We start from the raw sequence: 25,748 nt of genomic DNA on the forward strand, positions 1-25,748 counted from the left end.
TCCAGTCGACCATGCTAGCACAGGGAGTGAAAAGGCGCGAGAGAACTCAAGGGGATGTTTCCTTTCCAGATTGTTACTGACAACATTTTAACCTGAAAATCCACATCCCCCAGATTTAAACAGAACGGGTCAATCAATGACCGTCAAAATCGCAGATACTAAAGACATTGAGGCCAATATTACGCAACCGCTGCTGACCACCAATCTCAGGCAGGTTAATGACAAAAGCCGCATCTTCCACAATACCGCCCAAACGGCGAACCAGTTTCGTGGTAGCTTCAATGGTGCCGCCGGTTGCCAGCAGATCATCGACCAGCAATACTTTATCGCCTTCAACAATGGCATCTACATGGATTTCCAGCGTGTCCTGGCCATATTCAAGCTCATAACTTTCGCTGATCACATTGCGCGGTAATTTACCCGGCTTGCGTACCGGCACAAAACCGACACCCAGCGCCAGCGCCAGCGGGGCACCAAACAGAAACCCCCGAGCCTCGGTCCCAACGACCTTTGTTATCCCTTTGTCACTGAACTGCTGAAGCAAAACTTGCATCGTTGCACCATACGCGGCCGGGTCTTCCATCAGGCTGGTAACATCGCGAAACAGTATGCCTGGCTTAGGATAATCCGGAATCGTTTTGATGCTGTTTTTGATCAAACTGAAATCGTCTTGGACAAGGGTATCTTGGCTCATAGTCTTTTCCACCGGCTGCATAATTACAGCAGTTTGTTTAGGTATTTGACGCCTGTTATCAGGCAGTTTAGGCGCAAATAGTAGTGATTTTTACGGTAAGGGGCAACTTTCACTCTGAAATGTAAGAGCTCACAGGGGTTAACGGCTTTCACCACGTCCGGAACATTGCGTTTCCCTGACAGGTAAACGGTTAAACCAAATCAGCAGAACGATAGCAATTACAAACAGTAAAACTTTGACCCAATAGACAGGCACGATGAAGATAGATAAAGCAAAACTGAGGGTTATGGTCAGATTGGCACGCCGTTTGACTGCCCGGCTGATGGCATGATGCTGATGCCAGTTATCCAGTACGGGACCCAGCTTAGGATGACTGTGTAACCAGGCGTGTATTCTGGGGGAGCCACGCATGAAACAGGCGCTGGCTAACAATAAAAAGACAGTGGTAGGTAAAAGAGGAAGGAAAATGCCCAACACGCCTAAGATTACGAAACACCAGCCGGAAACCAGCAACAGGGTTCGCCAGATCAGTTGTTTCACATTCCCTCTCTTTTACTTTCAGCCTGTTTCAGGCTTTCCGCTACTGACGGATTAATTGCTCAGAATACCCAGCCAGGTCAGGCTTGCAGGTAATGTCGGCAGCAGCATAGCAATCAGAAAACCGATAAAGTAATTAAGATTATACGGTTCTTTGAAATCATGTTCCATTGTATCTTCCTTTTCCAAAATTTAACGTACTGAAAAATAGAAAAAAGTGGCAAAGTGGCCACATAAAAACAGCAAGGAACTATAAAGCATTCTATTGACAACAAAAACCGACAAAAAGAAGGGTTATTCTGCTGTTGCTTTGACATAAGTCAGTATTGGCGTGACGTTTAGGCATACACTGTGACTCAGTTTACCTAGGAGTCTCTCTATGAATAGTGATTACCTGCAACAGCAGTCCACTCGACTGGAGCAAGAATATGAGGCACTTTCAGTGGAACTCTATTCAGCGCTGAATGCTATTCGTGCTGACAGCACAGAAAAAAAACAGCCCGAAAAAACCATCAATGAATTGCTGACGCTGGCAACGCATAGCACCGAACCGGCACTGGGACGCAAAGCACGGCGCCTGGAAGCCATTGATGCCGCATTATGTGCAATACGGTTAGATTTGTACGGCATTTGTACCGACTGCGAAGAACCGATTGATACAGCCACCCTTGAGCAGGATCCCGCGCAGCCCCGCTGCCATCAGTGCCAGTCACACAGTAAATACCACCATCAGCGCTCATAACCTGCCCCCTCACCTGATAGTGGTATTGTCCCTAGCGTTTCGCCTTTATGGCTGGTTAGCCATCCATGCCTTGAAGGCGGCTTTCTCTTCGGGTTTCGCTTTGCTGTACCACAACTTAAGCTGCGCCAGCGAATCACCGGTAATTTCCACTTTGCCATCTTGCCCGACTGCCACAGCCGCTTGCTGCAAATCAACGGCATAACCCTGCTCAAAGGTGATAGCGTGCTGCCGGTTGTACTCAGACACCAAGGCTTCCATATCACTGAATGCCGCGACGCCATCGCCCTGCAATTCAACAAAAGGTAAAACACGCTTGCTGCCATCGGCCATCACCAGCGTCCATTCCGGGCCGCGTTGGAAATAAGCCTGAGCCTGACTGAGAGCAACCATGGCAGGCAGTTCAATACGGGCATCCTGCGCCGGCATAGTTAATTCAAATAAATAAGGCCGGGTAGTATAAATGGTGTTCTTGCTGCCATTTTTCAGTTCGGCATCGTAGCGCAAGACTACCTGATGCTTACCCGCAGGCAGCTCTACCTCTGTCGCGCGTGACCACAGCGATGTGCTCACTTCTTTACCATCTACCACCAACAACTCAATACCATTGCTTACCGACAGGGTTGCTGCCTGCACATGCGTCGCCAGCAGCGATGCAAATAAAATAATTTTTTTCATAGCCAATCAGTCTTGTTGTGTTGTCAACCAAAACAAAAAGCCGCCCAAACGGCGGCTTTTGCAATATCTGTTGTATCAGGTAAGAACCGTTCTTAGAACAGTACTTCCATACCCGCTACGTAGCCCAGATCATAGTCAGTGTTGTCACCGTCAGCCCAACCCAGCTCTGCGTACAGCTTCACGTTGCTGTGCAGCTGGTGAGTTACGTTTGCGTAAACGTTGTTGGTTTCATCAGCTTCAGCATAGACATAACCCAGGGCAAAAGTGTTTTTACCCATGGTGTATGAACCAGCGGCTTCAATCAAATCAGAATCAGCGTTGTTTACTTCGACATTACCAAAAGAGGCTGCCAGAGCAACAGCACCGAATACATATTCAGCTTCGATGTTGTAACCGTCAACTTCGTTACCAACTGCGCCTACATCATCAGAGGTGTAGTAGTAACCACGTACGTCCAGACCGGCGAAACGCGCACCCAAGCGTGCATCAGTGATGCCACCGTTGTCGTCTTTGTTAATGTCGTGAGAAGCGCCGAAGTAGAACTGGCCGTTGTCGTAAACATACTTAACAACTTCACTGCCCTGAGTTTTACCCAGATCCAGTTGCTCCAGACCCATTTCGTAGTCTTTACCGATACCTGCGTCATCAGAGATCAGGAACTGACGACCGAAAGTCAGCGTACCAAAGTCAGCGCCCTGGAAACCAGCATACAACTCGTCATTGAAGAAATCATCAGGCTTGCCGTTACCTCGACCTTTATCATCAGTGTTAGACAGGTCAAAGCTCAGACCGGCAACCACGTTCAGGTTGTTGTTAACCGGGATAGTGGTGTTCAGTGTAATGTCACCATCATCCAGACGGATAGTTGGATCTTCATCAGAACCTTTTGCCGCGATGTCTTGGATGAACTGAACTTCAGCAGAACCAGACAAGTCGACGATAACGCCGTCTTGGTCCAGCAGGTTTACAGAAGCGTTTGCAGAGCCTGCAGCCAGTACAGAGAGTGCAATTAGCGTTTTTTTCATGATATCCACTGCCTTTTCTTATGGATGGAATTCCTATTTCCAGAATCCCTATTGTTTTTTTATATCCCTTCCCGGCAGCCTGTGTTCGGTTCAGAAAACCTGACCATACAAAACCATGCCGGGATGGCGTAACTTGCGGAACTCATCCTGACAGAGAAATTATTACCATGTCAAATTCTCACTGTGTAACAACAAATTTTTCATACACCCTTAATTTTCAATTACTTAAGATATTTATTTAGCAGAAATTTAACAAAGATACACTTAGCACACGCAATTTAATGGTTACTTAATAGAATCAAATAAAAGAATTTATAGCCACAAAAGTATTTAAATACACATAAATGCAGAATATTACACCTTAAAACCCACAACTTTAAGGTGATTGAATCAATCAAGTAGTTAACAGCACACCATTCAACTGGGGTTCAATCTTATTTCGTGAGGAGAATCCCATTTCAAGTTAAAAATGCGCGAGGATCAGCGAGAAGCTCCACGGCCAGAGCTTCGTGTTATAATGACGGCCCCAATCCAGATTAAGTTTCAATCATGCTTCACAACCAGATAAAAAGTGATATTAAACAGTGCTATACCAACCTGAGTGCACAACTTGAGCATTTTATACCCCGTCGTGCGCAAAACTATCTGGTTGCTGAAATCGCTAAAACGCTATCGGGCGAATACCATGATAAACAGCGAATGCTGGTTGCAGAGGCGGGCACGGGCATCGGCAAGTCCCTGTCGTATCTGATTGGCTGTATCCCGTTTGCACTGTTCAATAACAAAAAAGTACTGATCGCGACGGCAACCGTTGCCTTGCAAGAGCAGCTGGTTCATAAGGATTTACCGCTTTTCAGGCAAATTTTTCCGAAAGAATTTAGTTTTATTCTGGCAAAGGGCCGTCAGCGTTACTGTTGCAGTCATCGTCTTGAAGCCAGCTGTGCCGGTCAGGACGACAGTCAGCTGGCGCTCTGGCAGGAGAAACCGAAAAAGTCTGACCTCAGTATGCTTAAACGCATGCTTGCCGCCTGGCAACAGGGAAAGTGGGATGGCGACAGAGACAGCTGGCCGACTGTGGTGCCGGATCGCGTCTGGCAGCAAATCGTATCGGATAAGCACAGTTGTAATTCCGGCATGGCCAAACACCGCAGCTGCCCTTTTGCGAAAGCCAGAGAGCACATGGATAAAGCCGATGTGATTATTGCCAACCATGCGCTGCTGATGGCCGATCTGGAATTAGGCGGCGGCATTATATTGTCAGAGCCTGAACACACCATTTATGCGATTGACGAAGCGCACCACCTGCCACAAGTGGCAAGGGACTTCTCTGCCGCGGCAGCCAGCCTGAAAGGTGCCAGTAACTGGCTGGAAAAGCTCAATCAGTCGGTCAGTAAGCTGGCTGATCTGGCTGATGTCCAAAAGGCCGGCCGTTTTCAAAATACGCTGCAGGAATCTATCCAGCACTTAGTGCCGACGTTACGCCAGCTGGCCGGTCAGGTCGACCCTGCGGTATTCAGCAAAGACGGCAGTTACCGTTTTCCACACGGCGAACTGCCTTCCTGGCTGACAGAAGAGGCTCAAGGATGCCGGGATGCCAGCAAAAAAGCCAGGCAATCTCTGGCAAAAATGCATGACATGATCACTGAACGTCTGAAAGATGACGAAGTACCGGCACGTAGCGCAGAACCGGCTTTGGCAGAATCTGGCCACTATCTGCAGCGGCTTGAAAATCTGGAGAAAGTCTGGTCGCTCATGGCACAGCCCATCAAAGATCAGGGCGCTCCGTTAGCGCGCTGGCTGGAAAAAAATCCGGAACAGGACGGGGATTTTATCGTTCAGGTGTCACCGCTGGAAATCGGCTATCGACTCGATCAGCTTTTGTGGAGCCGGGCAGCAGGTTCCATTTTAGTGTCGGCGACACTCAGGGCTCTGAATCAATTCAGCTACTTCTGTCGTCAGGCCGGTATCAGCGAAACGGAGGGGACACGCTTTCTTGCCCTCGCCTCGCCGTTTGATTACCAGAATAACGGCCGGTTGGTGATCCCGCAGATGAAATGTGAGCCGCAGGCAGAGCAGTTCACTGACTTACTGATAGAAACCCTGCCTGAGTATTTTGAAGGGGAGACCGCCAGCCTGGTGCTGTTTTCTTCCTACTGGCAAATGAACAAGGTCGCGGAAGCCTTAAAGCCGCTTTGTCAAAAAAACAGCTGGGAACTGCTGGTACAGGGAGAAGAGTCACGTACAATCCTCCTGGATAAACACAAGAGCAATTGCGAACAAGGAAAAGCCAGCATTCTGTTCGGCACCGGCAGCTTTTCCGAAGGCCTCGATTTACCCGGGCATCTTCTGAGAAATCTGGTGATCACAAAAATACCGTTTGCGGTGCCTACCTCACCGGTTGAAGAAGCGCATGCGGAATACATTGAAAGCCGGGGTGGTAATCCCTTTTTACAGATTGCCGTACCGGAAGCCAGTAAGAAGCTGATCCAGTCTGCAGGCCGACTGCTGCGCAAAGAGCAGGATTTTGGTAGAGTTGTGCTGCTCGACAGACGGATCATCACACGGCGCTACGGCAAAGCACTGCTCGATTCCTTGCCGCCATTTAAGCGCGTAATTGAACACACCATCAAAGAAAAATGAATAATTAATGATTGAAATGATAGATCCGGGCATGTGGCTCATTCTCGGTCTGGTAGCCCTGGCTGCCGGATTTATTGATGCGGTCGCCGGCGGCGGCGGCATGCTGACAGTCCCGGCCTTGTTGTCGTTAGGATTGCCACCGCACATCGCATTAGGGACCAATAAACTGGCGGCGACTTTTGCCTCCTCTACCGCCGCGCTGACCTACTATAAAAAGCAGTTGTTTTCCCCGGCTTTCTGGAAAGCCTCATTTGTCGCGACCCTGATTGGCGCCGTGACAGGTACGCTGGTTGTTAACATCATCAGTACTGGCTGGCTGGAGAAAGTGCTCCCGCTGATCATTCTTGCAGCGGCAATTTATACGATCTGGCATCCGCACCCCAAAGCCGACAGTCACAAGCTGCCTGAACCCAACGCCAGTCTGAAACGTAAACAGTGGCTGCAGGGCACGGGGCTGGGCTTTTATGACGGCTTGGCCGGACCGGGAACCGGCGCGTTCTGGACGGTGTCGAGCATGGCGCTCTATAAGCTGGACATTTTGCTGGCATCCGGCCTGGCCAAAGCCATGAACTTCACCAGTAACCTGACCTCACTGATAACTTTTGCCATACTGGGTCATATCAATGTTGCCCTCGGGCTGACCATGGGCGTCTGCCTGATGCTCGGCGCCTATATTGGCGCGCACTCTGCCATTCGCTTTGGCAGTCAGTTCATTCGCCCGGTATTTGTGACCGTGGTGGTTATTCTGGCCATCCGGCTGGCCTGGCAAGCCTGGTTATAAACAGGTAAGAGGAAAAACAGCTATGACAAACGACCTTCATCGCCTTTCTGATCTGGTCGACAAGCTGCTCTCTCCTGCCGAAGCACTGGATCATCAGCGCAGAGAAAGCAGTAAACCCCTTTTTGACAAACAATTATTTCACGGCCAGTCGCGCTTGCTGGTTCCCTGTATTCGCGAGATTCAGCAAGAGATTGCGGCACTGAAAAGCGAGCAGGCATCAGGCCGGTTACACGCCACCAGAGCCAGTTATGTCTGCGAAAAAATTCTGGCTCAGATCCAGGCAGTACAGCGGGAAATGGCCACCAAACAGATTCGTGAGTCCGAGCCGAAATACCAGGTCAAACAACGTAAAAGCCTGCACGAGCTGTACGATGAACTGGCACAGCATCAGGACTGGGAAAGGCGGCTTGCCGCTATGGTGAAAGATAAGGCGTTTGCGCTGGAGCAGGCACCACAGGCCAGTTCACGCCAGCCTTTGCAACAACAACTGCTCGCGCTGGAAGGCCGGCTTGCCCGCTGCCAGCAGGCAATGACACGCCTTGAAAAGGCGATCCTCCAGCTTGAGCGTAAAGGGTAACTATGCTGCCACTTGTCTATCATCCTGTGTACTCTGAGCTGGTTCTGCCAGCAAAGCACAGATACCCTATTACCAAATATCAGCGCTTGTTCCTGCACCTTACTCAGGAAAAACAGATTGAGACATGGGCCGATGTGGCTTTTTTCCAGCCGGAAGCTGTCACGCCCGACGCCCTCAAAACGCTGCATCAGGCCAACTATATAGACAGCCTGATAAACAACACTTTACCGGCAGCAAAAATGCGCCGTATCGGCTTTCCCTGGAGTCCGCAGCTGATAGAGCGGACCCTGACATCGGCAGGCGGAACCAGAATGACTGTGGATTTGGCCTGTCAGTACGGTATCAGTCTGCATTTAAGTGGCGGTTATCACCATGCGCACTATGACTTCGGCAGCGGTTTCTGTCTGGTCAATGATCTGGCATTTGCAGCCCGTCATGCCCTGACGCTGCCCGGTATTGATAAAGTCATGATCATTGACTGCGATGTCCACCAGGGTGACGGCACCGCCACCTTGCTGGCCGATGACGACAACATCCTGACCTTTTCTGTCCACTGCGACAAAAACTTTCCGGCGCGCAAACCTGACTCTGACATTGATTTAGCCTTACCGCGCGAAACCGGCACCGATGAATATTTATCGGCCTTTAAGGCTGTGCTGACACTGGCGCTGGCACAGCACCGGCCTGATCTGGTGATCTATGATGCAGGGGTGGATATCCACCAGCACGATGCACTCGGCTATTTTAACGTCACCACTGAGGGTATTTTTCAGCGGGATCATTTTGTCATCAGCCAGTGCCACGATAACAACATCCCGCTTGCCGCTGTGGTAGGAGGCGGATACCGTGACGATCACCAGCAATTGGTTAATATCCATGCCCAGCTCTTCTGGGCAGCGCTGGCTGTCCATCAACCCGATAAACAAATCACTGCGCCAGCTGGCACTGTCGACTTTCAGGATGCATGATGAACAAAAAACAACAGCAACAGTCAACCGGACAACACACAGTGAAACATTCGCTCACCGACGCCCCGAAAGAGGTTCAGCTGGCAGTGGATTTGATCTATCTGCTGGAAACCAACAAGGTTGACCCCGAACTGGCACTGGCCGCGCTGGAAATAGTAAAAACCGATCTGCAGGCGAAGTTGCAGCGAAAAAGCGATGAGTAAACTTACCCGTCAAAATAATGACGAAACATTAAATTAAACCCGTCGTTTAATGATCCCGCTTTTTATTTATCCTAAAACGTAATATATCAATTCAGATTCATTGTGTTCTTCTCTAAGATATCTGCTCAGATTGATAAAAATAATGAATCAGCCAGTATCAGAACGGATACCTGATGATGGTTTGCTTTTCCAGGGATAATTAAGAATGACCAAACTATGCAACCTGTCTATTGTTAATGGACTGAAACTCACCAGTATTGCCAGCCTGCTGCTATTAACCGGCTGCGCCTCAGACTCGGCATCTGTTGCCAGCCCAAAAACTGAAACCAATGCCAGCGCCACCAGCCTTGAGCCATTAAAAGACATACAAGCAAAGATCAAAGCCGCCGAACAGACTTTTGCGCAAAACCAGGCGCTCAGCTGGTTTGCAACTGACAGTATGGATGAGGCCAGACAAGCGCTGGATGAGGCCCTGGAATACTTCAGTGAATATGGCTTAGATTCAGGTAAAGCGAACGACAGTATCGGGATTTTCACCTCAACAACCTACCTGCAGGCCACACAGGAAGCCTTAACCCAGTTCAATCAGCATATTGAAACCGCCAATCACACGCGTGCTGAAGCCACGAAAATACTAAGTGAAGCGTTCAGTAACCGCACTGAGTTAAACAGCATCAGTGCTGCTGCTTATTTCCCTCAGGCAATGGCACAAGCAGAAAAAGAACTGAAAAAGCTCGTTGATTACATCGCTGATAATAACAATGACAAAGCCATTAACGGTCAGGCGGATTTATTGCGAAAACAACGTGCTTTAGAAGTGGATACCGTGACGACCATTTATCTGGCTGACAGCCAGAAAGAGCTCAAACGCCTCCAGGCCGAACAAGCCGGACAACATGCCCCCGAAACACTGAGACATGCCGAGACGACGCTCAAAGCAACAGAAGCTTTCATTACCGCAGAACCTCGCGCGAAAGACGCTATTCAGGAAAAAGCGGACGCAACAGCTTTTGCACTGGCACACGCCAGACATATCGCGCATGTTGTTAAACAGCTCAAAGCCATGAAAACCAGTGATTACGAGCGCCACATTCTGAGCTATGAAAACATTCTGCTGGCGTTCAGTCAGGAGCTGGGGACGGAAGATCTGCGTAATCAGCCCATTTCAGAGCAGGGCAAAACACTGGTGTCCGCTATTCGTGACACGCTGAATGAACAAGGCGATGAAGCCAGACACTTAGCAGAAGCCAAAAACAAACTGGCAGAGCAAACTCAACGCGGTGATGAACTGGCAGTCTCACTGGTGGCAGCAAAACAGCAGATTGCAGCACTTCAAAGCCAGTATGCAGTAGAAAAAAACCTGTTGATACAACAAATTGCCCAATTGACCGTCAATAACCTGCCGGCAGAAAAAACGACCCAGTCGCCACCATCTCCGGCCACCGCTGTTCAGCCCATTCAGCCGGTAAAACACGCTGAAACCTCGCCACAGCTGCCCAGTGACAACTCTTCCACTACCTCCGGCGAACTTGTTTCGCCTGCGGTACAACAGGATCAGCCCGCCGCATAATCCTTCAGGATTGACGGATAAAGCCGCTCAGTATGAGCGGCTTACCCGCAACGAGATGATCGGCTAAGAGCGAATGAACTTGTTATAAACAAGCAAGACAATAAACGCCCCTAAGGTCGCGGTGATCAGGCTGCCAATATTCACCCCAGTAACCGGCCCCAGGCCAATTAAGCTGCCTACCCAGCCCCCGACAAAAGCACCGACAATCCCCAGAGCCATAGTCACAATCCAGCCCCCGCCGTCTTTACCCGGCATCAGCCATTTGGCCAGTGCACCTGCTATCAGGCCCAGAATAATCCAGGAAAAAATACCCATTTTTCACTCCTCTCGTCGGAATTCACTATGTTCAAAAGAAGCTTAGCTGAGTTTACGAGATATGATGTATTGGAATTAATGCAGATTAAAAAGCGATCCTTTCATAAAATAAAAACCCGATAATCGCTTACCGGGTTTTTTCGTTAGTCTCTCAAGGAATACGTTTATTTGTTATCAATGACCGATCAGTTACAAGGACCAATCAATGCCCAAGGGCCACCCTGATCAGGCTGATTGCCATCCGTCCACCATTTGGCTTCATAAATATTGCCTTCATAGATCGCCTGCTGGCCTGCGGTATAAATCTGTCCATTAACCCAAGGGGCAGGGCAAGATGAACCCGGCTCAAAGCTCACGACCAGAGTCTGATTTGCCGTCACAGCTGTGAAGGTGTAACTGCTGCTCACAGGCTGAGCGACACCATTAACAGTCACTGAACTGACGGTATAACCGCTGTCTGGTACAAAGTTGACAGTAAAGTCATCACCACCTTTAGCAGACAGCACACCGGATGCATCAGGAGCAGGTGAAATTGTACCACCGCTGCCACTGACACTTGCGCTGATATCAAAGTAAACAGGGATATCAATGGTCGCCTCTGTATAACTGCCAGTGAAACCGGCGAAATTGCTGGCAGACAGCGCAGTCACATCCGTATTGTTGAGTACCAAACGCTTCTGATTTCCCTGAGCAAATGGATCCAGTAACGTTATTACAGTGTTTGCGCCTTCCTGAGTCAGCTTCACTGCACTGAACGGAATCGCTTCATTGCTGGGCGTAGTGATGACAGTTTTCGCCGCATCAAAACTATTTACAACCAGCTCAACATTCCAGCCCCAGGTAACACTATTGATTGGCACAATGTAGCCCAGACGGTCATAACCTCCTGTCACATTAACAAACATATACGGGGTTAGATCAGCCAGGGTCAGTCCCACCAGCTCGTAAGAGGCATAAATACCGCCATCTTCGGCCTGAGGCCCGATAACGACAGAGCTTGTTGTCTCAAAAGCTTTCAGGTGCTTAAAGCCGATACCCGCTGTACCTTCAATCTTATCAACCGCCGGATCAAACCCGGTAACCACTTGCTTGCCTGAGTTCCAGGCCAGCGCATAGACATCCGATTTAACAATAACCTGCTCTGTATTGGCCTGGACATCTGAGGCATTAACTCCGGTTAAGATCACTGTCTGTCCGGAAAATTGCAGCTCAGTGCCACCAGCAACCGACGACACGACCAAACCAGCCAATGGATCCGCAGCTTGCCAGCCGCGCAGCACGATAATGTCATCACCAACGGTAAAATCGTTCACTGTTGTGACCGCACCCGTTTGCTCATTCAGCAGAATCTGATCTTTACCGCCACCGGTAATCACAGTGTCATTACCTTCACCGGCAGTCAGCACTTCATCGTAAGGTGAACCCTCGATGACATCGTTCCCCGGGGTATCAAAAATTGTGTTATAACCGCCGAACTTATGCACATATTTGGTAATACACGTTCCCAGCTCGTCACAGGTAATCTGATCATTGGTCAGTAATGCGGCAGTCCCCCAGGCGCCACGTAAGTGGGCTGCAGCCAGAATACCGGACATTGTTGCCTGAACCTGAATCGGATTGCCGTCATCGTCTGTACCCGGCCAGCTTTTTGCCAGAGCCTGTCCCCAGCTCATGTTCGCGTCATCAAGTAACTTGCTGATCACTTTCACGTTAAAGTGCATTGCATCGCGCATTACCAATTCTTGCTTTTCAGGCAGACGCAAATCAGCCAGAGAGTTCACACCATTTTTACCGACAAATGTGCCTTCCCAGCGGTTATTATCTGTCACATAAACCTGATTGCCCCCTGAACCTTCGATTTCTGCTAAGGCTTCGGTTTTACAGCCAATCCAGGTTGAATCAGGGACAAACATATAGAAACTGTCGTAGTCAGTACCATCAATGTTTACCACATTAGGGCTGTAATAACCGGCATCAATCAGCACCGCCTCACCTAACTGATAACCGATGAATCCCCATGCATTCATGGAGTTATACTGCATCTGCCGGAACATTTCCGGATCGTTGGGTGTGTTCGGGTTATAAATATTATCAATACCCAGTTTGGTAAAGAACTGGCTGATAGTCGTTGGCTCAGAGATCATCACACCTGTAGAGCAATCACGCACCAACCGGCCTGGTACTGTCACTTGCGCATAGGTATACACTGGATTATCAAGGTTCTGGGCATAAAAATCTGCCAGAGCAGGATTAATCCCCGACTCAAAATCACGCAGTGAATCCAGAAACCCCTGAATTCCGCTTGCTTGTGCCTGTCCACTGAGTGCTGACGCCACCAGCAAAGTGACGAGTCCATATTTCGTGTTCAACATATTTTCCCTTTCTACTTTTCCTACGAGGCAAAACCTCTCCCGAATCTCCTAATCGCAAAGCGCTAGGAGGCCACCCCGCTGGCTCACGCCAGCAGGAAACTTAATATGTGTAAATTCGATTAGACAGTGAGCAGTCAGCTCACCCGGCTAACAGCACAGCCGTGTCCGGCTGCGTGATCACCCGCCAGTACCCTGGCTGCAGCGGCAGCACTTTCAGGGCGGGAAGAGTGAGCACAGAGGTAGTGAGAGACGGTGGGATAACGCAGCAAGTCATAAGGGCTGCGCAGCGCCACAACGATCAGATTACTGAAGTCCTGACTGAGTTGCTGAACCAGTTGCTGAGCCTGCGTCTGGTCAAAGTCTTCACCGGGTAGCGGATGATTTTCTGTGACCACCACCAGGTAACCATCGCTACAGTTGTCAGGGAGCTGTTCGACACTGACTTCCTGCCACACGGCTTCCGTCTGGCGCAGGGTTTGAATGAAAGCCTCATAAGCAGGCTGAGACTGGTTAGGGCCAATCCCTCTGGGATTCATCAGGTTATGATAGCTGGCATCTGGCGTGGCATTGACAACATACAGCTTCTGACCACTGATATCTAAGCCACCACGCACCCAGGTCACTGCCGATTCTGCGGCCTGCCTGGCCACTATCTGGCCGGCTGGCATAGAGACTTTGTGAAATAACGGCATGGGCAACAGCTTATCCAGTTTAAAGCGCACCACTTTTTGTAATGCCTCATCAATCACTTGTTCTGGAAGTTCGCCAGATTTCACGGCATCTATCACACCGTGAATCATCGCCAGTTGCTTATCCAGATACGCCTCTGAGTGATCATAGTGCTCTTCAGAGAGCATGATCATGGTAATCCCTGCCTGCATCGCTCTGACAGCAGCCTCGACCGGCGTATAATGATGCTGGATAGCGCCCATGTTCATGCTGTCGGAAATAATAATGCCTTCAAATCCCATATCCTTGCGCAGCACCTGCTGCAAGATAATTGATGACAATGTCGCCGGGTATGTGTCATCGAGCTGCGGATAAAGAATGTGGCTGGTCATCACCAGATCCACGCCGGCATTGATCGCCGCCTGAAACGGCGCCAGATCGTTGGCTTTCAGCTCGTCGTAAGATTTACCGACGCGGGGGATATCTCTGTGGGTGTCCCCTTGCGTATCACCATGGCCGGGAAAATGCTTGGCGCAGGCTGTTATTTCGCCTTGGTGTAATCCGCGAACCGCGGCGGCAGAATGCGCGCTGACTTTCTTCGGCTGATCGCCAAACGAACGGGTGTCAATAATCGGCGATTCAGGATTAAAATTCACATCACAGCAGGGGCCAAGGATGCAGTTAAAGCCGGCATAGCGCATTTCATCACCGATCACTTTATACATACGCTCCGTCCCCGCCACCGCATCCGGTACCCCCAGAGCCAGATTGCCCGGCCCTGTTGTCGACTCTCCCACCAGGACACCCCAGGCACCTTCCTGATCCACTCCCAGTAACAAAGGTAAGCGATGATGGTGCTTGACGATGACATCCAGAGACTGATTCAGCTGATGCGCTTCGGTAAAGGTTTCCGCGTTGTCCTGACTTAAGTAACAGCCGCCCAGGTTATACTCTGCCACCATCTGGCGCGCCGCCTCGGCAGATTTGCCGGGAAACGCCAGAATAAACAGCTGGCCAACTTTTTCCTTGAGCGTCCAGCTGGCAATCAGCTCTGCCACTTTTGTGTCTTCAGCCATGTTTCTCTCCCTATCATCCTTAATAAAAATCAAATCATTATTTCTTACGTAACTGACGTATCTGGCCCATAGTGAAAGTCACCGCCACGATCACAATAATGCCGCGCAGGATCAGCTGCTGATCGACATTCAGGCCCATCAGAATCAAGCCGTTGTTCACCATTCCCATAATGAGCGCCCCGATCACAGAGCCGATAACCGTCCCTTTACCACCAAACAAGTTGGTGCCGCCTATGATCACGGCAGCAATCACCAGCATCAGGTCGTTCTCACCTAAGGTGTACCGGGCACTGTAAAGGCGGCCTGAATACAAGATACCGGCCAGTGCCGCCAGAAAGCCGTTCAGCATCAGCACATACAGCTTGATACGGTTGACGTTGATCCCCGAATACATGGCAGAGACTTTATTACCGCCGGTCGCCAGTACATGTTTACCAAAAGTGGTATTACGCAGCACAAAGGCGCCGATAACGGTGACGATAATGGTCCAGATAAACAGGATGGAAAACGGGCCTATGTCGCCGGAGCCAAAGATGAAGGTATAGGTATCATTATCAATCGGAATCGACTGCAACGATGTAGACCAGCGGGCAATACCGGTAATAATGCCTGTAGTACCTAACGTGACCAGGAAAGATGGAATACCCACCTGAGTAACAAAAACCCCGTTCACAAAACCTATCATGGTGCCCACCATCAGAGCGGCAGACATTGCGAGCAAAATACTGTCGGTTTCCTGCAATGTCAGGGCTGACACTATGGCGGCCAGGGCAACCGTGGCACCAAAGGACAGATCAATCTCGGCGGCACTCAGCACAAAAGTCATCCCCACTGCCATGATCGCGATAGTCGCAGTCTGGCGGGCAATGTTCATCAGGTTCATCGAGGTCAGAAATCCTTTGTCATGCAGCATCACCGAAAAGAAAATGAAGATGCCGATAAAGACAAAGTAAATGATGTAATCGCGCCAGTTAATACGGCTTGTACGTGGCGGCTGAAGTGTTTTCTCGTTCATTCGCAATCCCTTATCCTTACTGCACTGCTGCCAGCAATGCTTCTTCCGTCATACGCTGGCCACTGAAATGGCGAACGATACGCCCCTTATTGACCACATAAATTACATCGCAGAAACTGCCAACTTCGGCATATTCACTGGACACAAAAATCACGCCATTACCCTGAGCGACATACTGATTCACAATTTTCATGATTTCGTATTTCGCATTGATATCAATGCCGAAGGTCGGATCATCAAGCAGTAGCACTTTAGCGTCTGTAGACAGGCATTTGCCAATCACCACTTTCTGCTGATTACCGCCGGACAAAAAACGTACCGGCTGAGACACGCCAGTGGTCTTCACGCCCAGCCTTTTAATGGTCTCTTCCACCATTGACTGGCCTTTGGCTTTATCCAGCACCATAGATCGTGAAATCCGGTCAAACGACGCCATCAATACGTTGTCTTCGACAGAAAAATCCAGCACCAGCCCCTGCGAACGGCGCTCTTCCGGCACCATGTTGATCCCGTTTTCTATCGCCTGCCGGGGGGAGTGAATATTCGCTGTCCGGCCGTTCACCCGTACTTCGCCGCTCTGTATCGGTGTTAAGCCATAAATGGCTTCCAGAATTTCCGTTCTGCCGCTACCCAGCAAACCCGCTAGCCCCACTACCTGGCCCGGCATCACCTTGAGTGATACCGCATCAAGATCGCAGGTCGTAACATTGCGCAGCTCTAATAACGGCACTGTCTCTGATGTGGATGTGGCCGGACGGTCCCAGATAAAATCCGTGTCGGTTTTACTGCCCAGCATGGCTTCGACCAAGGCATCAACCGAGGTGTCAGCCGTTTGGGTTTCCAGTACGGTATAGCCATCCCGCAGCACAGTGACCGCATCACAGATACGCATAATGTCACTCATGTAATGCGTAATGTAGATAATTGAAATGCCTCTGCTTTTGAGGTTTCTTATCACAGTGAACAGTGCATTGATTTCATTATTCGACAGTGAAGCCGTTGGCTCGTCCAACACCAGAATACGGGCATCCATTGCCATGGCTTTGGCAATCTCAATAAACTGCTGCTCGCCGACACTTAAGGTCTCAATTTTTTGTCTGGGATCGATATCCACGCCCAAGGTTGCCAGAATTGGCTCAGCCTGGCGTACCCGCTCACGGTTGGAGATCAGCGCAGAGCGCTGGTTTGAGTGAGTCAGAAAAATATTGTCTGCCACACTAAGGCTGGGGATCAGACTGAGATCCTGATAGACCATAGCGATCCCTTTCGCTTGCGCGTCTTTCGGGGTGGCGAAATGGCTCTCTTCGCCAAAGAGACGGATTTCGCCGCCATCGCGCTGATGAAAACCATTGATCAGTTTGACCAGGGTCGATTTACCCGCCCCGTTCTGACCAACCAGGGCATGTACTTCTCCGGCTTTCAGGGTGAAATTGACCTCTTTCAGCACCGGATTACCATCAAAGCCTTTCTTAAGGCGACGGGCTTCAATTGCATTCACTTCCATTGAATACCTCTTCATAACGGTATGCCGACAGCAAGCTGGCATACCTGCAAACCGAATTTAATTACCCAGTGCTTTTCGCACAGAAGCCGGTGCTTCGCGGCGTAACGCCTGCTGCCAGGCATCAGCCAGATTTTCGCGGGTCACAGCACTGGCACTGACAGTGACAAAAGGTGGTGTGTATTCACCCAGTTTTGCCAGAGCGCCCATACGCGCCAGTGTCTGACCCAGGTCATAGGGCAAATCGGTGACGATACCGGCAACGTTTCGGCCTTTGGCCATATCCAGCGCATTGGCAGCGCCGAGATCCATGGTCACGACTTTGATATCTTTACGTCCCGCGGCGCGCGTTGCCGCGACTACACCTTCGGCAATGCTGTCCCAGGGAGCATAAATGGCAGTCATGTCCGGGTACTGGGTGATCAGTGCCGAGGCAACCACCTCACCGTCATTCGCATTGGCAATACCGCGCTTTGCCACAATCTCAATATCCGGGTAATTTTTCTGCAGATTGGTCAGTACCGCCTGATCACGCTGGTTGGTGACGTAATAATTGGCTTCGTGATAAATAAACCCGACTTTGCCTTTATTACCCACCGCCTTTGCTAGCATATCGGCTGCCAGTTTACCCATCTGGAACAAGTCATCCGTCACGATACCGGCATAATCTTTGCCATGTTCAAAACCACTGGGTAAATTACTGATCAGCACCAGTTTGCTGCCCTGCTGTACTGCAGGTTTAAACGCCGCGGCGCCAGACACAGGGTCGACCACCAGCGCAATCAGAATGTCAGGCTTCATAGCCATAGTGGTTTCGACATCGGTTTTTTGCTTATTGGCATCAAATTCCGCATCGGTCACGGCCACCACATCAATATTGAGTTCAGCAAACATGTCTTTCGCGCCATCAATCAGCGCATTAGACCAGTCTGATGTGCTGTGCATCAGAATCGCTGCGGTGTAATCCTTGGTTTTAATCGCATTTTCCTGTGATGCATTTAAAGTCACATCAGTATAAGACGTTGCTGTTTCTCCGTTTGGTCCTTGTGTTGAAGTCACTTCCGCCATTGAGGGCATGGCCACTGCCAATAGAGCAGTGAAACCTAAGGTTTGGCATGCCTGAGCTATTTTCTTCAATTTCATTCCCTGTCCCACCTGTGCTTTGAGTATTACATGAGTATTAATATAGGTGTTTTTTAGGTATTTAATGCGATCAAGATCTCGACACATTGTTTTTACATAGTGATAACAATCACAATAACAGCTGAAAAACAACGAACTACTCATTAACCGGACAAATAACACGAGTTAGATACGTAATGACACGAGATAAAACACCCACCAAACACCTACAAACAAAAAAGCAAGGTGATTGATAGGTAAAAGCTGGGTATCATGGCAGGGTAATACTGGCCAAGGCCGCGGTCAGTAGAAAACGAGGTAATCAGGAAACATGAGTCAGCACACCGCCAATCAAAACAGCAGTGCAGCCAAAGTGACTGCCGGCATTTATCAACAGCTTCTGGCGCACCACGACATCTACTTCATTGCATTTGATCAGCATGAGCAGGTGATTGCCAGTAACTACCCGGTTGCGACGCTCACTCTGAAGCAGTTGGATGATCTTGTTTTTCTGGTCGGCCCGGCCAATATTGCGCAGATCAGATCAGTGCTGTTGCAGCAAACCGAGCAGTGCCGGTTTTCTGTCGCCAATCTGGCCTTTGAGACGCTGTGTCTGCAAGATGGTAATACGCCTGCTGTCTATTGCCTGCACATCAAAGCCAAGGACGATAATACAGCTGAGCCTAAACTGTCTGCCATTGAGCAGGATTATAAAATCATCAACGAACTTGCCAGCTCCCTGAGTTTCCTCACTACGGCATCGGAGAATCACCTGCCTGAGCATTTACAGCAGGAAGTACGCAATACCCATTTACCGGAAGTGGAAGCCCGCCTGAAACAGGTGCAGGATCCCGGGCTGAAAATGTGCCTTGAGATTGTGAAATCCAATATGGAAAGCCTGCTGAACGATGTACCGGGGATGAATAGCCGTTTGCTGGAGGTGCTGACCCCGTCAGAACTGCAGGTTGCAGAATTCATCCGAGGCGGAATGTCGAGTAAAGAAATTGCGAGTACCCTGAATGTGGCGCGCAAGACAGTGGAAAACCACAGAAACAGCTTACGCAATAAACTGGGGATTACTAACAGAGGGGTAAATCTCAGGAATTACCTGTTAAGCCTGGAAAAGAAATAAGCATCCCTGATACAGAATTGTCTGTGTCAAACGTCTGACTTAACACCCGCTAGCAGTACGCAGGCGTTTCGGCCACTCAGCCGTACCGGACGACAACATAACAATCTTCCCTTCCCGTGCTTCACCCGAATGATGGGAAAGCACACTACCCAGCAGCGGTTCGACTTTCATAGGACTGCGAGAAGCTGGAATCATATCGATTAAACGGGAGAACTCTTCAAATCCCATCGGTTCCAGATGATTGGCTCGAATTTTCATGTTCATTGCGCTTCTTCACTCCTTTCCTTGGCGGTCATCATCGCAACAAAATATGACAATAATAAATCTCAATGTGACATTTATGTTAAACGTTAATTCCCTGTAAGAAATTGACATATCCCTCAATAAACTGGACATACCTCTTATATCACCACGAGCAAGGTCACAAATATTGAAGATATAAAACATAACTAAAATCAATGTATCAACTAATAGCGACTGAAAAGACGTAAAGATGAGATGATGATTTTTATGTCTTAAGTCTGTTTTAAGTTTCCCTTTCTAAGGTGTGCATACATACCTTCAGGGGAACTTTGCGATGAATCGGCATAATTCTAACAAATCAACCTTGGTGCATATTGATAAAGATCATCCTTTACGTGAGAAAACAGAATCTTATGTTGCCTCCCTGTTCCTTCTGGTCTTAAACATAAGCACAATTTGTCATCTGATGGGACTGGGCATGTCCATCATCCGCAACATCGCTGAACTGGCTGAACTGGCTGAACTGGCTGAACTGGCTGAACTGCATGGCGGCTCTATTTCACTGGAACCACAATCTTCGGCAGGCAAAAACAGTTTCCAGGTCACCTTCCCGCTCAAAACCGGCCACATTCAATAGTGGCCTAACCATATAAGCTGACTATCTGGCCGACGACGCTATCGCCACCTATTCATCTGATTAAAAAACAAAAAACTAAATCAACGCACGTCACAATCACACAAACCGAGCCAAATTAAACCCTACCCGCTTAAAATCAGCTGCCATAATTACTTAGATAGCAAAACGTTTTATCTGTAAGGATTGTATAGCGGATACCCTCATTTATGACTGTCAAAATGGAAGTGAAGAATCTCTACAAAGTGTTTGGCAGTGCCCCTGAAAGGGCGTTTCCATTACTGGAACAGGGGTTAGATAAGGATGCCATTTTTGAAAAAACCGGCCTGACTGTCGGCGTCAAAGATGCCACTCTCACCATTAACCAAGGCGAAATTTTCGTGATCATGGGCCTCTCCGGCTCAGGAAAATCGACTCTGGTTCGCCTGCTTAACCGCCTCATCGAGCCCACCAGCGGTCAGGTACTGCTTGATAACAAAGACATCGCCAACATCTCAGAGGACGAGTTGCGTACTGTGCGGCGGAACAATATCAGCATGGTGTTTCAATCATTTGCTCTCATGCCCCATATGACGGTTATTGATAATACCGCCTTCGGCCTGGATCTCGCGGGGGTCGACAAAGACACCCGTTACGATACGGCACTCCAGGCGCTGACACGGGTTGGGCTGGAAGCTTATGCTGCCTCATACCCTGACGAGTTGTCAGGCGGTATGAAGCAAAGGGTCGGTCTGGCAAGAGCGCTGGCCAATGACCCGGACATCCTGTTGATGGATGAGGCTTTTTCTGCCCTTGACCCGCTGATCCGCACCGAAATGCAAGATGAGCTTATCCGCCTGCAAAATGATGACAAACGCACTGTGGTTTTTATTTCTCACGATCTGGATGAAGCCATGCGGATTGGCGATCGGATTGCCATTATGCAGAACGGTGAAGTGATTCAGATTGGCACACCGGATGAAATCCTCCATCACCCGACCAATGACTATGTACGCTCTTTCTTTAAGGGCGTAGATGTTACCAATGTCTTTACGGCCAAAGACATCGCTCGCAAACACCAGGTTACTGTGATTAAAAAGGGGGAAACGGACGGCCCGCGTGCCGCATTGCAACTGCTCAATGATAATGACAGAGAGTTCGGCATTGTGGTCGACCGCCGTAACCTGTATGTCGGACTGGTATCAACAGACACACTGCAAACGGCCAGCAAAGCAGATCAGACCCTGACTCAGGCTCTGCTGGTCGATACCGTGACTTTCCTGCCTGAAACCCCTGTAGGTGAGCTGATAGGTCGGGTGGCCGACCTGCCCTACGGTGTGCCTGTTGTCGATGAAAACCAGGTTTATCATGGTGTTATTACCAAAGCACGCCTGTTACAGACGCTAGATCGGGAGGCCTGATATGAGCCAGGAAAATCACCCTGAGTCATCCGTACCGGTGACGAACAGTCCCTCATCCGTACCGGCCTCACAAGACCCCTGGTCCAGCACAGATACCAGCAATACCGACCCCTGGGGCAATTCAGCCACTTCGACACCCAATTCCGGTTCCGACTGGCTCAATACCACAGATACAACGCCCGTTGACCCGTCCATCGATTGGATCCATCCGTTCCAGGATGCCCTGATCCCCTTCGACCAATGGGTCGAAGACGGCATCAACTGGCTGGTTGTCAATTTCCGGCCCGCCTTTCAGGCTATCAGTGTGCCGATTGATTACATTCTCACAGCCTTCCAGGCAACACTGCAGAGCACACCGGCACTCCTGATGATTTTTCTGATCATGATCCTGGCCTGGCAAATTGCCGGCCTGCGCATGGGGATTGCCAGTGTGATCTCGATGCTGCTGATAGGGGCTATCGGAGCCTGGGATCAGGCGATGGTCACGCTGGCGCTGGTTCTGACATCCGTTTTCTTTTGTCTGCTGATTGGCTTACCAACCGGTATCTGGCTGGCACGGAGTGAAAAATCGGCCAGAATTGTCAGGCCTATTCTTGATGCGATGCAAACAACGCCCGCTTTCGTCTATCTCGTGCCTATAGTGATGTTATTTGGTATCGGGAATGTCCCTGGTGTCGTCGTAACCATCATCTTTGCCCTGCCTCCGATTATCCGGCTGACGATTCTGGGGATCCGCCAGGTGCCTGAGGAACTGATTGAAGCCGCCCACTCTTTTGGCGCGAACCCGAAACAAATGCTCTATAAGGTTCAGTTGCCGCTGGCCATGCCCACCATTATGGCCGGGGTAAACCAAACCCTGATGCTGGCACTGTCTATGGTGGTGATTGCCTCCATGATAGCCGTTGGCGGACTGGGCCAGATGGTGCTGCGCGGTATCGGCCGTCTGGATATGGGGCTGGCCGCCATTGGCGGGCTGGGTATTGTCATTCTGGCTATCCTGCTCGACCGGCTGACACAGGCAATGGGAGCGTCCGAGCGCGGCCGATCTTACCGTCACTGGTATGAACACGGCCCAATCGGGTTCATTTATCGCCGGTTCAAAAAAGACCAGGCTCCACATCTGACAACACATTCACAACCCTGAGGAGAAGACAATGACAAGGTCCTGGAAGTCACTTTCCCTGAGCACGGCATTATTTGCCGGCGCCTTTTCTTTCCCTGCCATAGCAGCAGATTTACCCGGTGAAGGCGTTACCGTACAGCCAGTACAAAGTACAGTGGCGGAAGAAACCTTCCAGACACTGATCGTCAATAAAGCACTGGAGGCACTGGGTTACGACGTCCGGCCCACTAAAGAGGTGGACTATAATGTAGGCTACACTTCGATTGCCAATGGCGATGCCACTTTCCTGGCCGTGAACTGGGCACCCCTTCATAAAGACAAATTCATCCAATCAGGCGGAGACAATAAATTCTACCGCAAAGGCTATTACATCACCGGAGCCGCTCAGGGCTATCTGATTGACAAAAAAACCGCCGATAAATACGGCATCACCAATATCAGCCAGCTGAAAGACCCTGAGCTGGCAAAGCTGTTTGATGCCAACGGAAACGGCAAAGCCGATCTGACCGGCTGTAACCCAGGCTGGGGATGTGAAGGGGTGATCGAACACCAACTGGATGCCTACGGGCTGCGTGACACAGTCACCCATAACCAGGGTAATTACGCCGCCATCATTGCCGATACCATCTCCCGCTACCGCAATGGCTCACCCATTCTGTACTACACCTGGACCCCTTACTGGGTCAGCGGTGTGCTGGTTCCGGGTAAAGATGTGGTATGGCTGGAAGTGCCGTTCTCGTCATTACCGGGCGAGCGGGCAAAAGTGGATACCGCCCTGCCTAACGGTAAAAACTACGGCTTTGAAATGAACAGCATGCGCATTGTTGCCAACAAACAGTTTGCTGAAGACAATCCGGCTGCGGCCAAACTGTTTGAAATCATGACACTGAATATCAATGACGTCAGTGCTCAGAATATGCGTATGAGTCAGGGCCAGAATTCCCAAAAAGACATAGAAAACCATGTTAACGGCTGGATTCAGTCGCACCAGCAAGTATTTGACAACTGGATTAGCCAGGCAAAAAAAGCCGCTGATGATGCATCTTAATAGCTGAACTATGCAATTAATCTGATAGTATATTTGTCAGGCCAGCCTCTCGTGCTGGCCTGATGAAATCTGTATTAAACCTGAAAGACAAAAACCTCATAATTGCTAAGTGTATTTATTAGCTATATTCTTAATATCATGGTTAAAATTTGACGGTAAATATATGTTCTTGGATTATTTTGCATTGGGTTTACTTATTTTTGTAGCCCTTGTTTTGTTTTACGGCATCATAGCGATTCACGATATTCCTTATGAGATCGCCAAAGAGCGAGAGCACCCTCATCAGGATGCTATTCACTATGCGGGCTGGGTAAGCCTGTTCACATTACATGCTCTGTGGCCATTTTTATGGATATGGGCAACCTTGTGGCGTAAAGAAAGAGGCTGGGGGTTCAAACAGGTTCATGATGAACAAGTATTGCTTCAGACCCAGTTAACCAAAATGGAAATGCAACTCCAGCTACTGCAATCCGAACTTACCGCGTTAAAACAACAACGACAGCCAATGAATAACAGCAATAATAACAGCGAGGGTAATCAATAATGGAAACGTTACTGGTCCTCTCTTACGCGGCCATCTGTATTTTTATCTTCAAAGTTTTCCGGATTCCGTTAAATAAGTGGACAGTGCCGACTGCCGTACTTGGCGGTATCATCCTTGTCGGCGCTCTGGTCCTGTTCATGAACTATAACCACCCCCATACCAGCCTGGGCGGTGAATACTTCGTCTCTACGCCCATATTACCCAATGTACGAGGTAAGGTTATTGAAGTGCCTGTCACCCCGAACTCCCCGCTGGATGAAGGGGATATTCTGTTCAAAATTGATCCCACACCTTTCCAGGCGGAAGTTGACAGGCTGGAAGCCCAGCTTGCAGAAACCCGACAAAATGTACTTGGGCAGGAAGCCAGCTACAAAGCGGCAATGGCAACCCGCATCAAAGCGCAGGCAGAACGCGATCGCACCTATCAGCAGTACCAACGCTATGCGACAGGGTATAAACGCGGCGCTTTCACCAAAGCCGATGTTGATAACCGTGAGCAATTCTACCGCAGCGCCGAAGCGGCACTGGAAGCCGCACAAGCTGATGAGCGCCGGGCAAAGCTGGCTTATGAGTCTAACATTAATGGCCAGAATACGGCTGTTGCTCAGATTCAAGCGCAACTGTCTACAGCCCAGTTTAATCTGGACTCAACAATTGTACGTGCGCCGTCGGATGGCTTTGTGACTCAGGTGTTGTTACGCCCAGGCATGATGGCTGTGCCATTGCCACTGCGCCCAGTGATGACCTTTATCAATACTAATGATGACTTCATTGTTGGTGCGTTTCGCCAGAACTCGCTGTTGCGCCTCAAACCCGGCTTTGAAGCCGATATCATTTTCCGTGCCATTCCGGGGAAAACGTTTAAAGCCGAAGTCATTGATGTATTACCGGCCATTGGTGAAGGTCAGGCGCAAGCACAAGGGACTCTGATTGGCACTGAGCTTTTCTTAAAGCAAGGCAGGCCAGTGGTCAGGCTCAAGATGATTGACGATCTCAGTGAGTACCAACTGCCTTTAGGGGCCAATATGGAAATTGCCGTGTATTCAGATCACGCACACCACCTGGCAGTTATGCGTAAGATATTAATTCGCATGAAGAGCTGGCAGAACTACCTGTATCTGGATCATTAATCTTCCCCCAGC

The 25,748-nt window shown here is 49.6% G+C and carries 25 protein-coding genes; 14 read left to right on the top strand and 11 right to left on the bottom strand.

Annotated elements, in window-relative coordinates:
• Window positions 1-133: 133 nt before the first annotated feature.
• Both apt and KCG43_RS07305 read right to left on the bottom strand, forming a co-directional pair.
• On the bottom strand, window positions 134-694 hold the full coding sequence (gene apt / locus KCG43_RS07300; RefSeq protein WP_218384143.1) for an adenine phosphoribosyltransferase: 561 nt from the start codon (window positions 692-694) through the stop codon (window positions 134-136).
• A 138-nt stretch (window positions 695-832) separates the two neighbouring features.
• A complete protein-coding gene (locus tag KCG43_RS07305) occupies window positions 833-1,234 on the bottom strand; it encodes a YbaN family protein (protein WP_303455993.1) in 402 nt (133 codons plus the stop codon).
• A gap of 376 nt (window positions 1,235-1,610) precedes the next feature.
• On the opposite strand from KCG43_RS07305, the gene KCG43_RS07310 reads away from it, so the two are divergent.
• Window positions 1,611-1,973 (top strand): conjugal transfer protein TraR, encoded by a 363-nt coding sequence (locus KCG43_RS07310; RefSeq protein ID WP_192014820.1) that lies wholly within the window; start codon window positions 1,611-1,613, stop codon window positions 1,971-1,973.
• Between the two features lie 45 nt (window positions 1,974-2,018).
• Here the strand turns inward: KCG43_RS07310 and KCG43_RS07315 are convergent, their stop codons facing one another.
• Both KCG43_RS07315 and KCG43_RS07320 read right to left on the bottom strand, forming a co-directional pair.
• Window positions 2,019-2,648 (bottom strand): DUF2057 domain-containing protein, encoded by a 630-nt coding sequence (locus tag KCG43_RS07315; protein ID WP_218384145.1) that lies wholly within the window; start codon window positions 2,646-2,648, stop codon window positions 2,019-2,021.
• Between the two features lie 92 nt (window positions 2,649-2,740).
• The gene (locus tag KCG43_RS07320; RefSeq protein WP_218384147.1) at window positions 2,741-3,673 is read right to left on the bottom strand and encodes a porin; all 933 of its coding nucleotides are present in this window, start codon (window positions 3,671-3,673) and stop codon (window positions 2,741-2,743) included.
• Between the two features lie 549 nt (window positions 3,674-4,222).
• Here KCG43_RS07320 and dinG point away from each other — a divergent pair.
• From dinG to KCG43_RS07350, 6 genes are all read left to right on the top strand, one after another.
• Complete coding sequence (gene dinG / locus KCG43_RS07325; protein WP_218384148.1) at window positions 4,223-6,313, top strand: ATP-dependent DNA helicase DinG; 2,091 nt, start codon at window positions 4,223-4,225, stop codon at window positions 6,311-6,313.
• Window positions 6,314-6,320: 7 nt separating this feature from the next.
• Window positions 6,321-7,094 (top strand): TSUP family transporter, encoded by a 774-nt coding sequence (locus tag KCG43_RS07330; protein ID WP_192014816.1) that lies wholly within the window; start codon window positions 6,321-6,323, stop codon window positions 7,092-7,094.
• A 22-nt stretch (window positions 7,095-7,116) separates the two neighbouring features.
• Window positions 7,117-7,671, top strand: coding sequence for a primosomal replication protein (locus KCG43_RS07335; protein ID WP_192014815.1), 555 nt, complete (start codon window positions 7,117-7,119; stop codon window positions 7,669-7,671).
• Window positions 7,672-7,673: 2 nt separating this feature from the next.
• Window positions 7,674-8,639: a histone deacetylase gene (locus KCG43_RS07340; RefSeq protein ID WP_218384149.1), complete on the top strand. Its 966-nt coding sequence runs from the start codon at window positions 7,674-7,676 to the stop codon at window positions 8,637-8,639.
• Window positions 8,639-8,842 (top strand): pleiotropic regulatory protein RsmS, encoded by a 204-nt coding sequence (gene rsmS / locus KCG43_RS07345; RefSeq protein WP_225445046.1) that lies wholly within the window; start codon window positions 8,639-8,641, stop codon window positions 8,840-8,842. Before KCG43_RS07340 ends, rsmS begins: the two co-directional genes overlap by 1 nt.
• Window positions 8,843-9,047: 205 nt before the next feature.
• Window positions 9,048-10,412, top strand: coding sequence for a hypothetical protein (locus KCG43_RS07350; protein WP_218384150.1), 1,365 nt, complete (start codon window positions 9,048-9,050; stop codon window positions 10,410-10,412).
• A 63-nt stretch (window positions 10,413-10,475) separates the two neighbouring features.
• Here KCG43_RS07350 and KCG43_RS07355 read toward each other — a convergent pair whose 3' ends face one another.
• The 6 genes from KCG43_RS07355 to KCG43_RS07380 all read right to left on the bottom strand — a co-directional run bounded on the left by KCG43_RS07355 (window position 10,476) and on the right by KCG43_RS07380 (window position 18,437).
• Entirely contained in the window at window positions 10,476-10,727 is a 252-nt protein-coding gene (locus KCG43_RS07355) for a GlsB/YeaQ/YmgE family stress response membrane protein (RefSeq protein WP_046219430.1), read from the bottom strand.
• Between the two features lie 185 nt (window positions 10,728-10,912).
• Window positions 10,913-13,099 carry a carbohydrate-binding protein gene (locus KCG43_RS07360; protein WP_218384151.1) on the bottom strand — a complete coding sequence of 729 codons (2,187 nt, stop codon included), beginning with the start codon at window positions 13,097-13,099 and terminating at the stop codon, window positions 10,913-10,915.
• Between the two features lie 134 nt (window positions 13,100-13,233).
• Complete coding sequence (locus KCG43_RS07365; RefSeq protein WP_192014810.1) at window positions 13,234-14,844, bottom strand: glycoside hydrolase family 3 N-terminal domain-containing protein; 1,611 nt, start codon at window positions 14,842-14,844, stop codon at window positions 13,234-13,236.
• 37 nt (window positions 14,845-14,881) lie between these two features.
• The gene (locus KCG43_RS07370; RefSeq protein ID WP_192014809.1) at window positions 14,882-15,859 is read right to left on the bottom strand and encodes an ABC transporter permease; all 978 of its coding nucleotides are present in this window, start codon (window positions 15,857-15,859) and stop codon (window positions 14,882-14,884) included.
• 16 nt (window positions 15,860-15,875) lie between these two features.
• Window positions 15,876-17,363: a sugar ABC transporter ATP-binding protein gene (locus KCG43_RS07375; RefSeq protein ID WP_192014808.1), complete on the bottom strand. Its 1,488-nt coding sequence runs from the start codon at window positions 17,361-17,363 to the stop codon at window positions 15,876-15,878.
• Window positions 17,364-17,420: 57 nt separating this feature from the next.
• Window positions 17,421-18,437 carry a substrate-binding domain-containing protein gene (locus tag KCG43_RS07380; protein ID WP_192015051.1) on the bottom strand — a complete coding sequence of 339 codons (1,017 nt, stop codon included), beginning with the start codon at window positions 18,435-18,437 and terminating at the stop codon, window positions 17,421-17,423.
• Between the two features lie 376 nt (window positions 18,438-18,813).
• On the opposite strand from KCG43_RS07380, the gene KCG43_RS07385 reads away from it, so the two are divergent.
• Window positions 18,814-19,614, top strand: a complete 801-nt coding sequence (locus tag KCG43_RS07385) for a LuxR C-terminal-related transcriptional regulator (protein WP_218384153.1) — start codon at window positions 18,814-18,816, stop codon at window positions 19,612-19,614.
• A gap of 39 nt (window positions 19,615-19,653) precedes the next feature.
• Here KCG43_RS07385 and KCG43_RS07390 read toward each other — a convergent pair whose 3' ends face one another.
• On the bottom strand, window positions 19,654-19,872 hold the full coding sequence (locus KCG43_RS07390) for a hypothetical protein (protein ID WP_218384155.1): 219 nt from the start codon (window positions 19,870-19,872) through the stop codon (window positions 19,654-19,656).
• A 319-nt stretch (window positions 19,873-20,191) separates the two neighbouring features.
• On the opposite strand from KCG43_RS07390, the gene KCG43_RS07395 reads away from it, so the two are divergent.
• The 6 genes from KCG43_RS07395 to KCG43_RS07420 all read left to right on the top strand — a co-directional run bounded on the left by KCG43_RS07395 (window position 20,192) and on the right by KCG43_RS07420 (window position 25,736).
• Window positions 20,192-20,494, top strand: a complete 303-nt coding sequence (locus tag KCG43_RS07395; protein WP_218384157.1) for a hypothetical protein — start codon at window positions 20,192-20,194, stop codon at window positions 20,492-20,494.
• A gap of 206 nt (window positions 20,495-20,700) precedes the next feature.
• Complete coding sequence (proV, locus tag KCG43_RS07400; protein WP_218384159.1) at window positions 20,701-21,891, top strand: glycine betaine/L-proline ABC transporter ATP-binding protein ProV; 1,191 nt, start codon at window positions 20,701-20,703, stop codon at window positions 21,889-21,891.
• 1 nt (window position 21,892) lies between these two features.
• Window positions 21,893-23,035: a glycine betaine/L-proline ABC transporter permease ProW gene (proW, locus tag KCG43_RS07405; RefSeq protein WP_218384162.1), complete on the top strand. Its 1,143-nt coding sequence runs from the start codon at window positions 21,893-21,895 to the stop codon at window positions 23,033-23,035.
• A gap of 10 nt (window positions 23,036-23,045) precedes the next feature.
• Window positions 23,046-24,062, top strand: coding sequence for a glycine betaine/L-proline ABC transporter substrate-binding protein ProX (gene proX, locus KCG43_RS07410; protein WP_192014802.1), 1,017 nt, complete (start codon window positions 23,046-23,048; stop codon window positions 24,060-24,062).
• A 163-nt stretch (window positions 24,063-24,225) separates the two neighbouring features.
• Window positions 24,226-24,606, top strand: a complete 381-nt coding sequence (locus KCG43_RS07415) for a DUF3302 domain-containing protein (protein WP_192014801.1) — start codon at window positions 24,226-24,228, stop codon at window positions 24,604-24,606.
• Entirely contained in the window at window positions 24,606-25,736 is a 1,131-nt protein-coding gene (locus tag KCG43_RS07420) for an HlyD family secretion protein (protein ID WP_218384164.1), read from the top strand. Before KCG43_RS07415 ends, KCG43_RS07420 begins: the two co-directional genes overlap by 1 nt.
• Window positions 25,737-25,748: the final 12 nt, after the last annotated feature.

Source organism: Photobacterium sp. WH24 (assembly GCF_019204055.1).
Classification (GTDB): Bacteria; Pseudomonadota; Gammaproteobacteria; order Enterobacterales; family Vibrionaceae; genus Photobacterium; species Photobacterium arenosum.

What these genes read in the sequence shown, in the direction of transcription:
- apt (WP_218384143.1), bottom strand. Translation starts at nt 694, where the DNA reads ATGAGCCAAGATACCCTTGTCCAAGACGATTTCAGTTTGATCAAAAAC.
- KCG43_RS07310 (WP_192014820.1), top strand. Translation starts at nt 1,611, where the DNA reads ATGAATAGTGATTACCTGCAACAGCAGTCCACTCGACTGGAGCAAGAA.
- KCG43_RS07315 (WP_218384145.1), bottom strand. Translation starts at nt 2,648, where the DNA reads ATGAAAAAAATTATTTTATTTGCATCGCTGCTGGCGACGCATGTGCAG.
- KCG43_RS07320 (WP_218384147.1), bottom strand. Translation starts at nt 3,673, where the DNA reads ATGAAAAAAACGCTAATTGCACTCTCTGTACTGGCTGCAGGCTCTGCA.
- dinG (WP_218384148.1), top strand. Translation starts at nt 4,223, where the DNA reads ATGCTTCACAACCAGATAAAAAGTGATATTAAACAGTGCTATACCAAC.
- KCG43_RS07330 (WP_192014816.1), top strand. Translation starts at nt 6,321, where the DNA reads ATGATTGAAATGATAGATCCGGGCATGTGGCTCATTCTCGGTCTGGTA.
- KCG43_RS07335 (WP_192014815.1), top strand. Translation starts at nt 7,117, where the DNA reads ATGACAAACGACCTTCATCGCCTTTCTGATCTGGTCGACAAGCTGCTC.
- KCG43_RS07340 (WP_218384149.1), top strand. Translation starts at nt 7,674, where the DNA reads ATGCTGCCACTTGTCTATCATCCTGTGTACTCTGAGCTGGTTCTGCCA.
- rsmS (WP_225445046.1), top strand. Translation starts at nt 8,639, where the DNA reads ATGAACAAAAAACAACAGCAACAGTCAACCGGACAACACACAGTGAAA.
- KCG43_RS07350 (WP_218384150.1), top strand. Translation starts at nt 9,048, where the DNA reads ATGACCAAACTATGCAACCTGTCTATTGTTAATGGACTGAAACTCACC.
- KCG43_RS07355 (WP_046219430.1), bottom strand. Translation starts at nt 10,727, where the DNA reads ATGGGTATTTTTTCCTGGATTATTCTGGGCCTGATAGCAGGTGCACTG.
- KCG43_RS07360 (WP_218384151.1), bottom strand. Translation starts at nt 13,099, where the DNA reads ATGTTGAACACGAAATATGGACTCGTCACTTTGCTGGTGGCGTCAGCA.
- KCG43_RS07365 (WP_192014810.1), bottom strand. Translation starts at nt 14,844, where the DNA reads ATGGCTGAAGACACAAAAGTGGCAGAGCTGATTGCCAGCTGGACGCTC.
- KCG43_RS07370 (WP_192014809.1), bottom strand. Translation starts at nt 15,859, where the DNA reads ATGAACGAGAAAACACTTCAGCCGCCACGTACAAGCCGTATTAACTGG.
- KCG43_RS07375 (WP_192014808.1), bottom strand. Translation starts at nt 17,363, where the DNA reads ATGGAAGTGAATGCAATTGAAGCCCGTCGCCTTAAGAAAGGCTTTGAT.
- KCG43_RS07380 (WP_192015051.1), bottom strand. Translation starts at nt 18,437, where the DNA reads ATGCCCTCAATGGCGGAAGTGACTTCAACACAAGGACCAAACGGAGAA.
- KCG43_RS07385 (WP_218384153.1), top strand. Translation starts at nt 18,814, where the DNA reads ATGAGTCAGCACACCGCCAATCAAAACAGCAGTGCAGCCAAAGTGACT.
- KCG43_RS07390 (WP_218384155.1), bottom strand. Translation starts at nt 19,872, where the DNA reads ATGAAAATTCGAGCCAATCATCTGGAACCGATGGGATTTGAAGAGTTC.
- KCG43_RS07395 (WP_218384157.1), top strand. Translation starts at nt 20,192, where the DNA reads ATGAATCGGCATAATTCTAACAAATCAACCTTGGTGCATATTGATAAA.
- proV (WP_218384159.1), top strand. Translation starts at nt 20,701, where the DNA reads ATGACTGTCAAAATGGAAGTGAAGAATCTCTACAAAGTGTTTGGCAGT.
- proW (WP_218384162.1), top strand. Translation starts at nt 21,893, where the DNA reads ATGAGCCAGGAAAATCACCCTGAGTCATCCGTACCGGTGACGAACAGT.
- proX (WP_192014802.1), top strand. Translation starts at nt 23,046, where the DNA reads ATGACAAGGTCCTGGAAGTCACTTTCCCTGAGCACGGCATTATTTGCC.
- KCG43_RS07415 (WP_192014801.1), top strand. Translation starts at nt 24,226, where the DNA reads ATGTTCTTGGATTATTTTGCATTGGGTTTACTTATTTTTGTAGCCCTT.
- KCG43_RS07420 (WP_218384164.1), top strand. Translation starts at nt 24,606, where the DNA reads ATGGAAACGTTACTGGTCCTCTCTTACGCGGCCATCTGTATTTTTATC.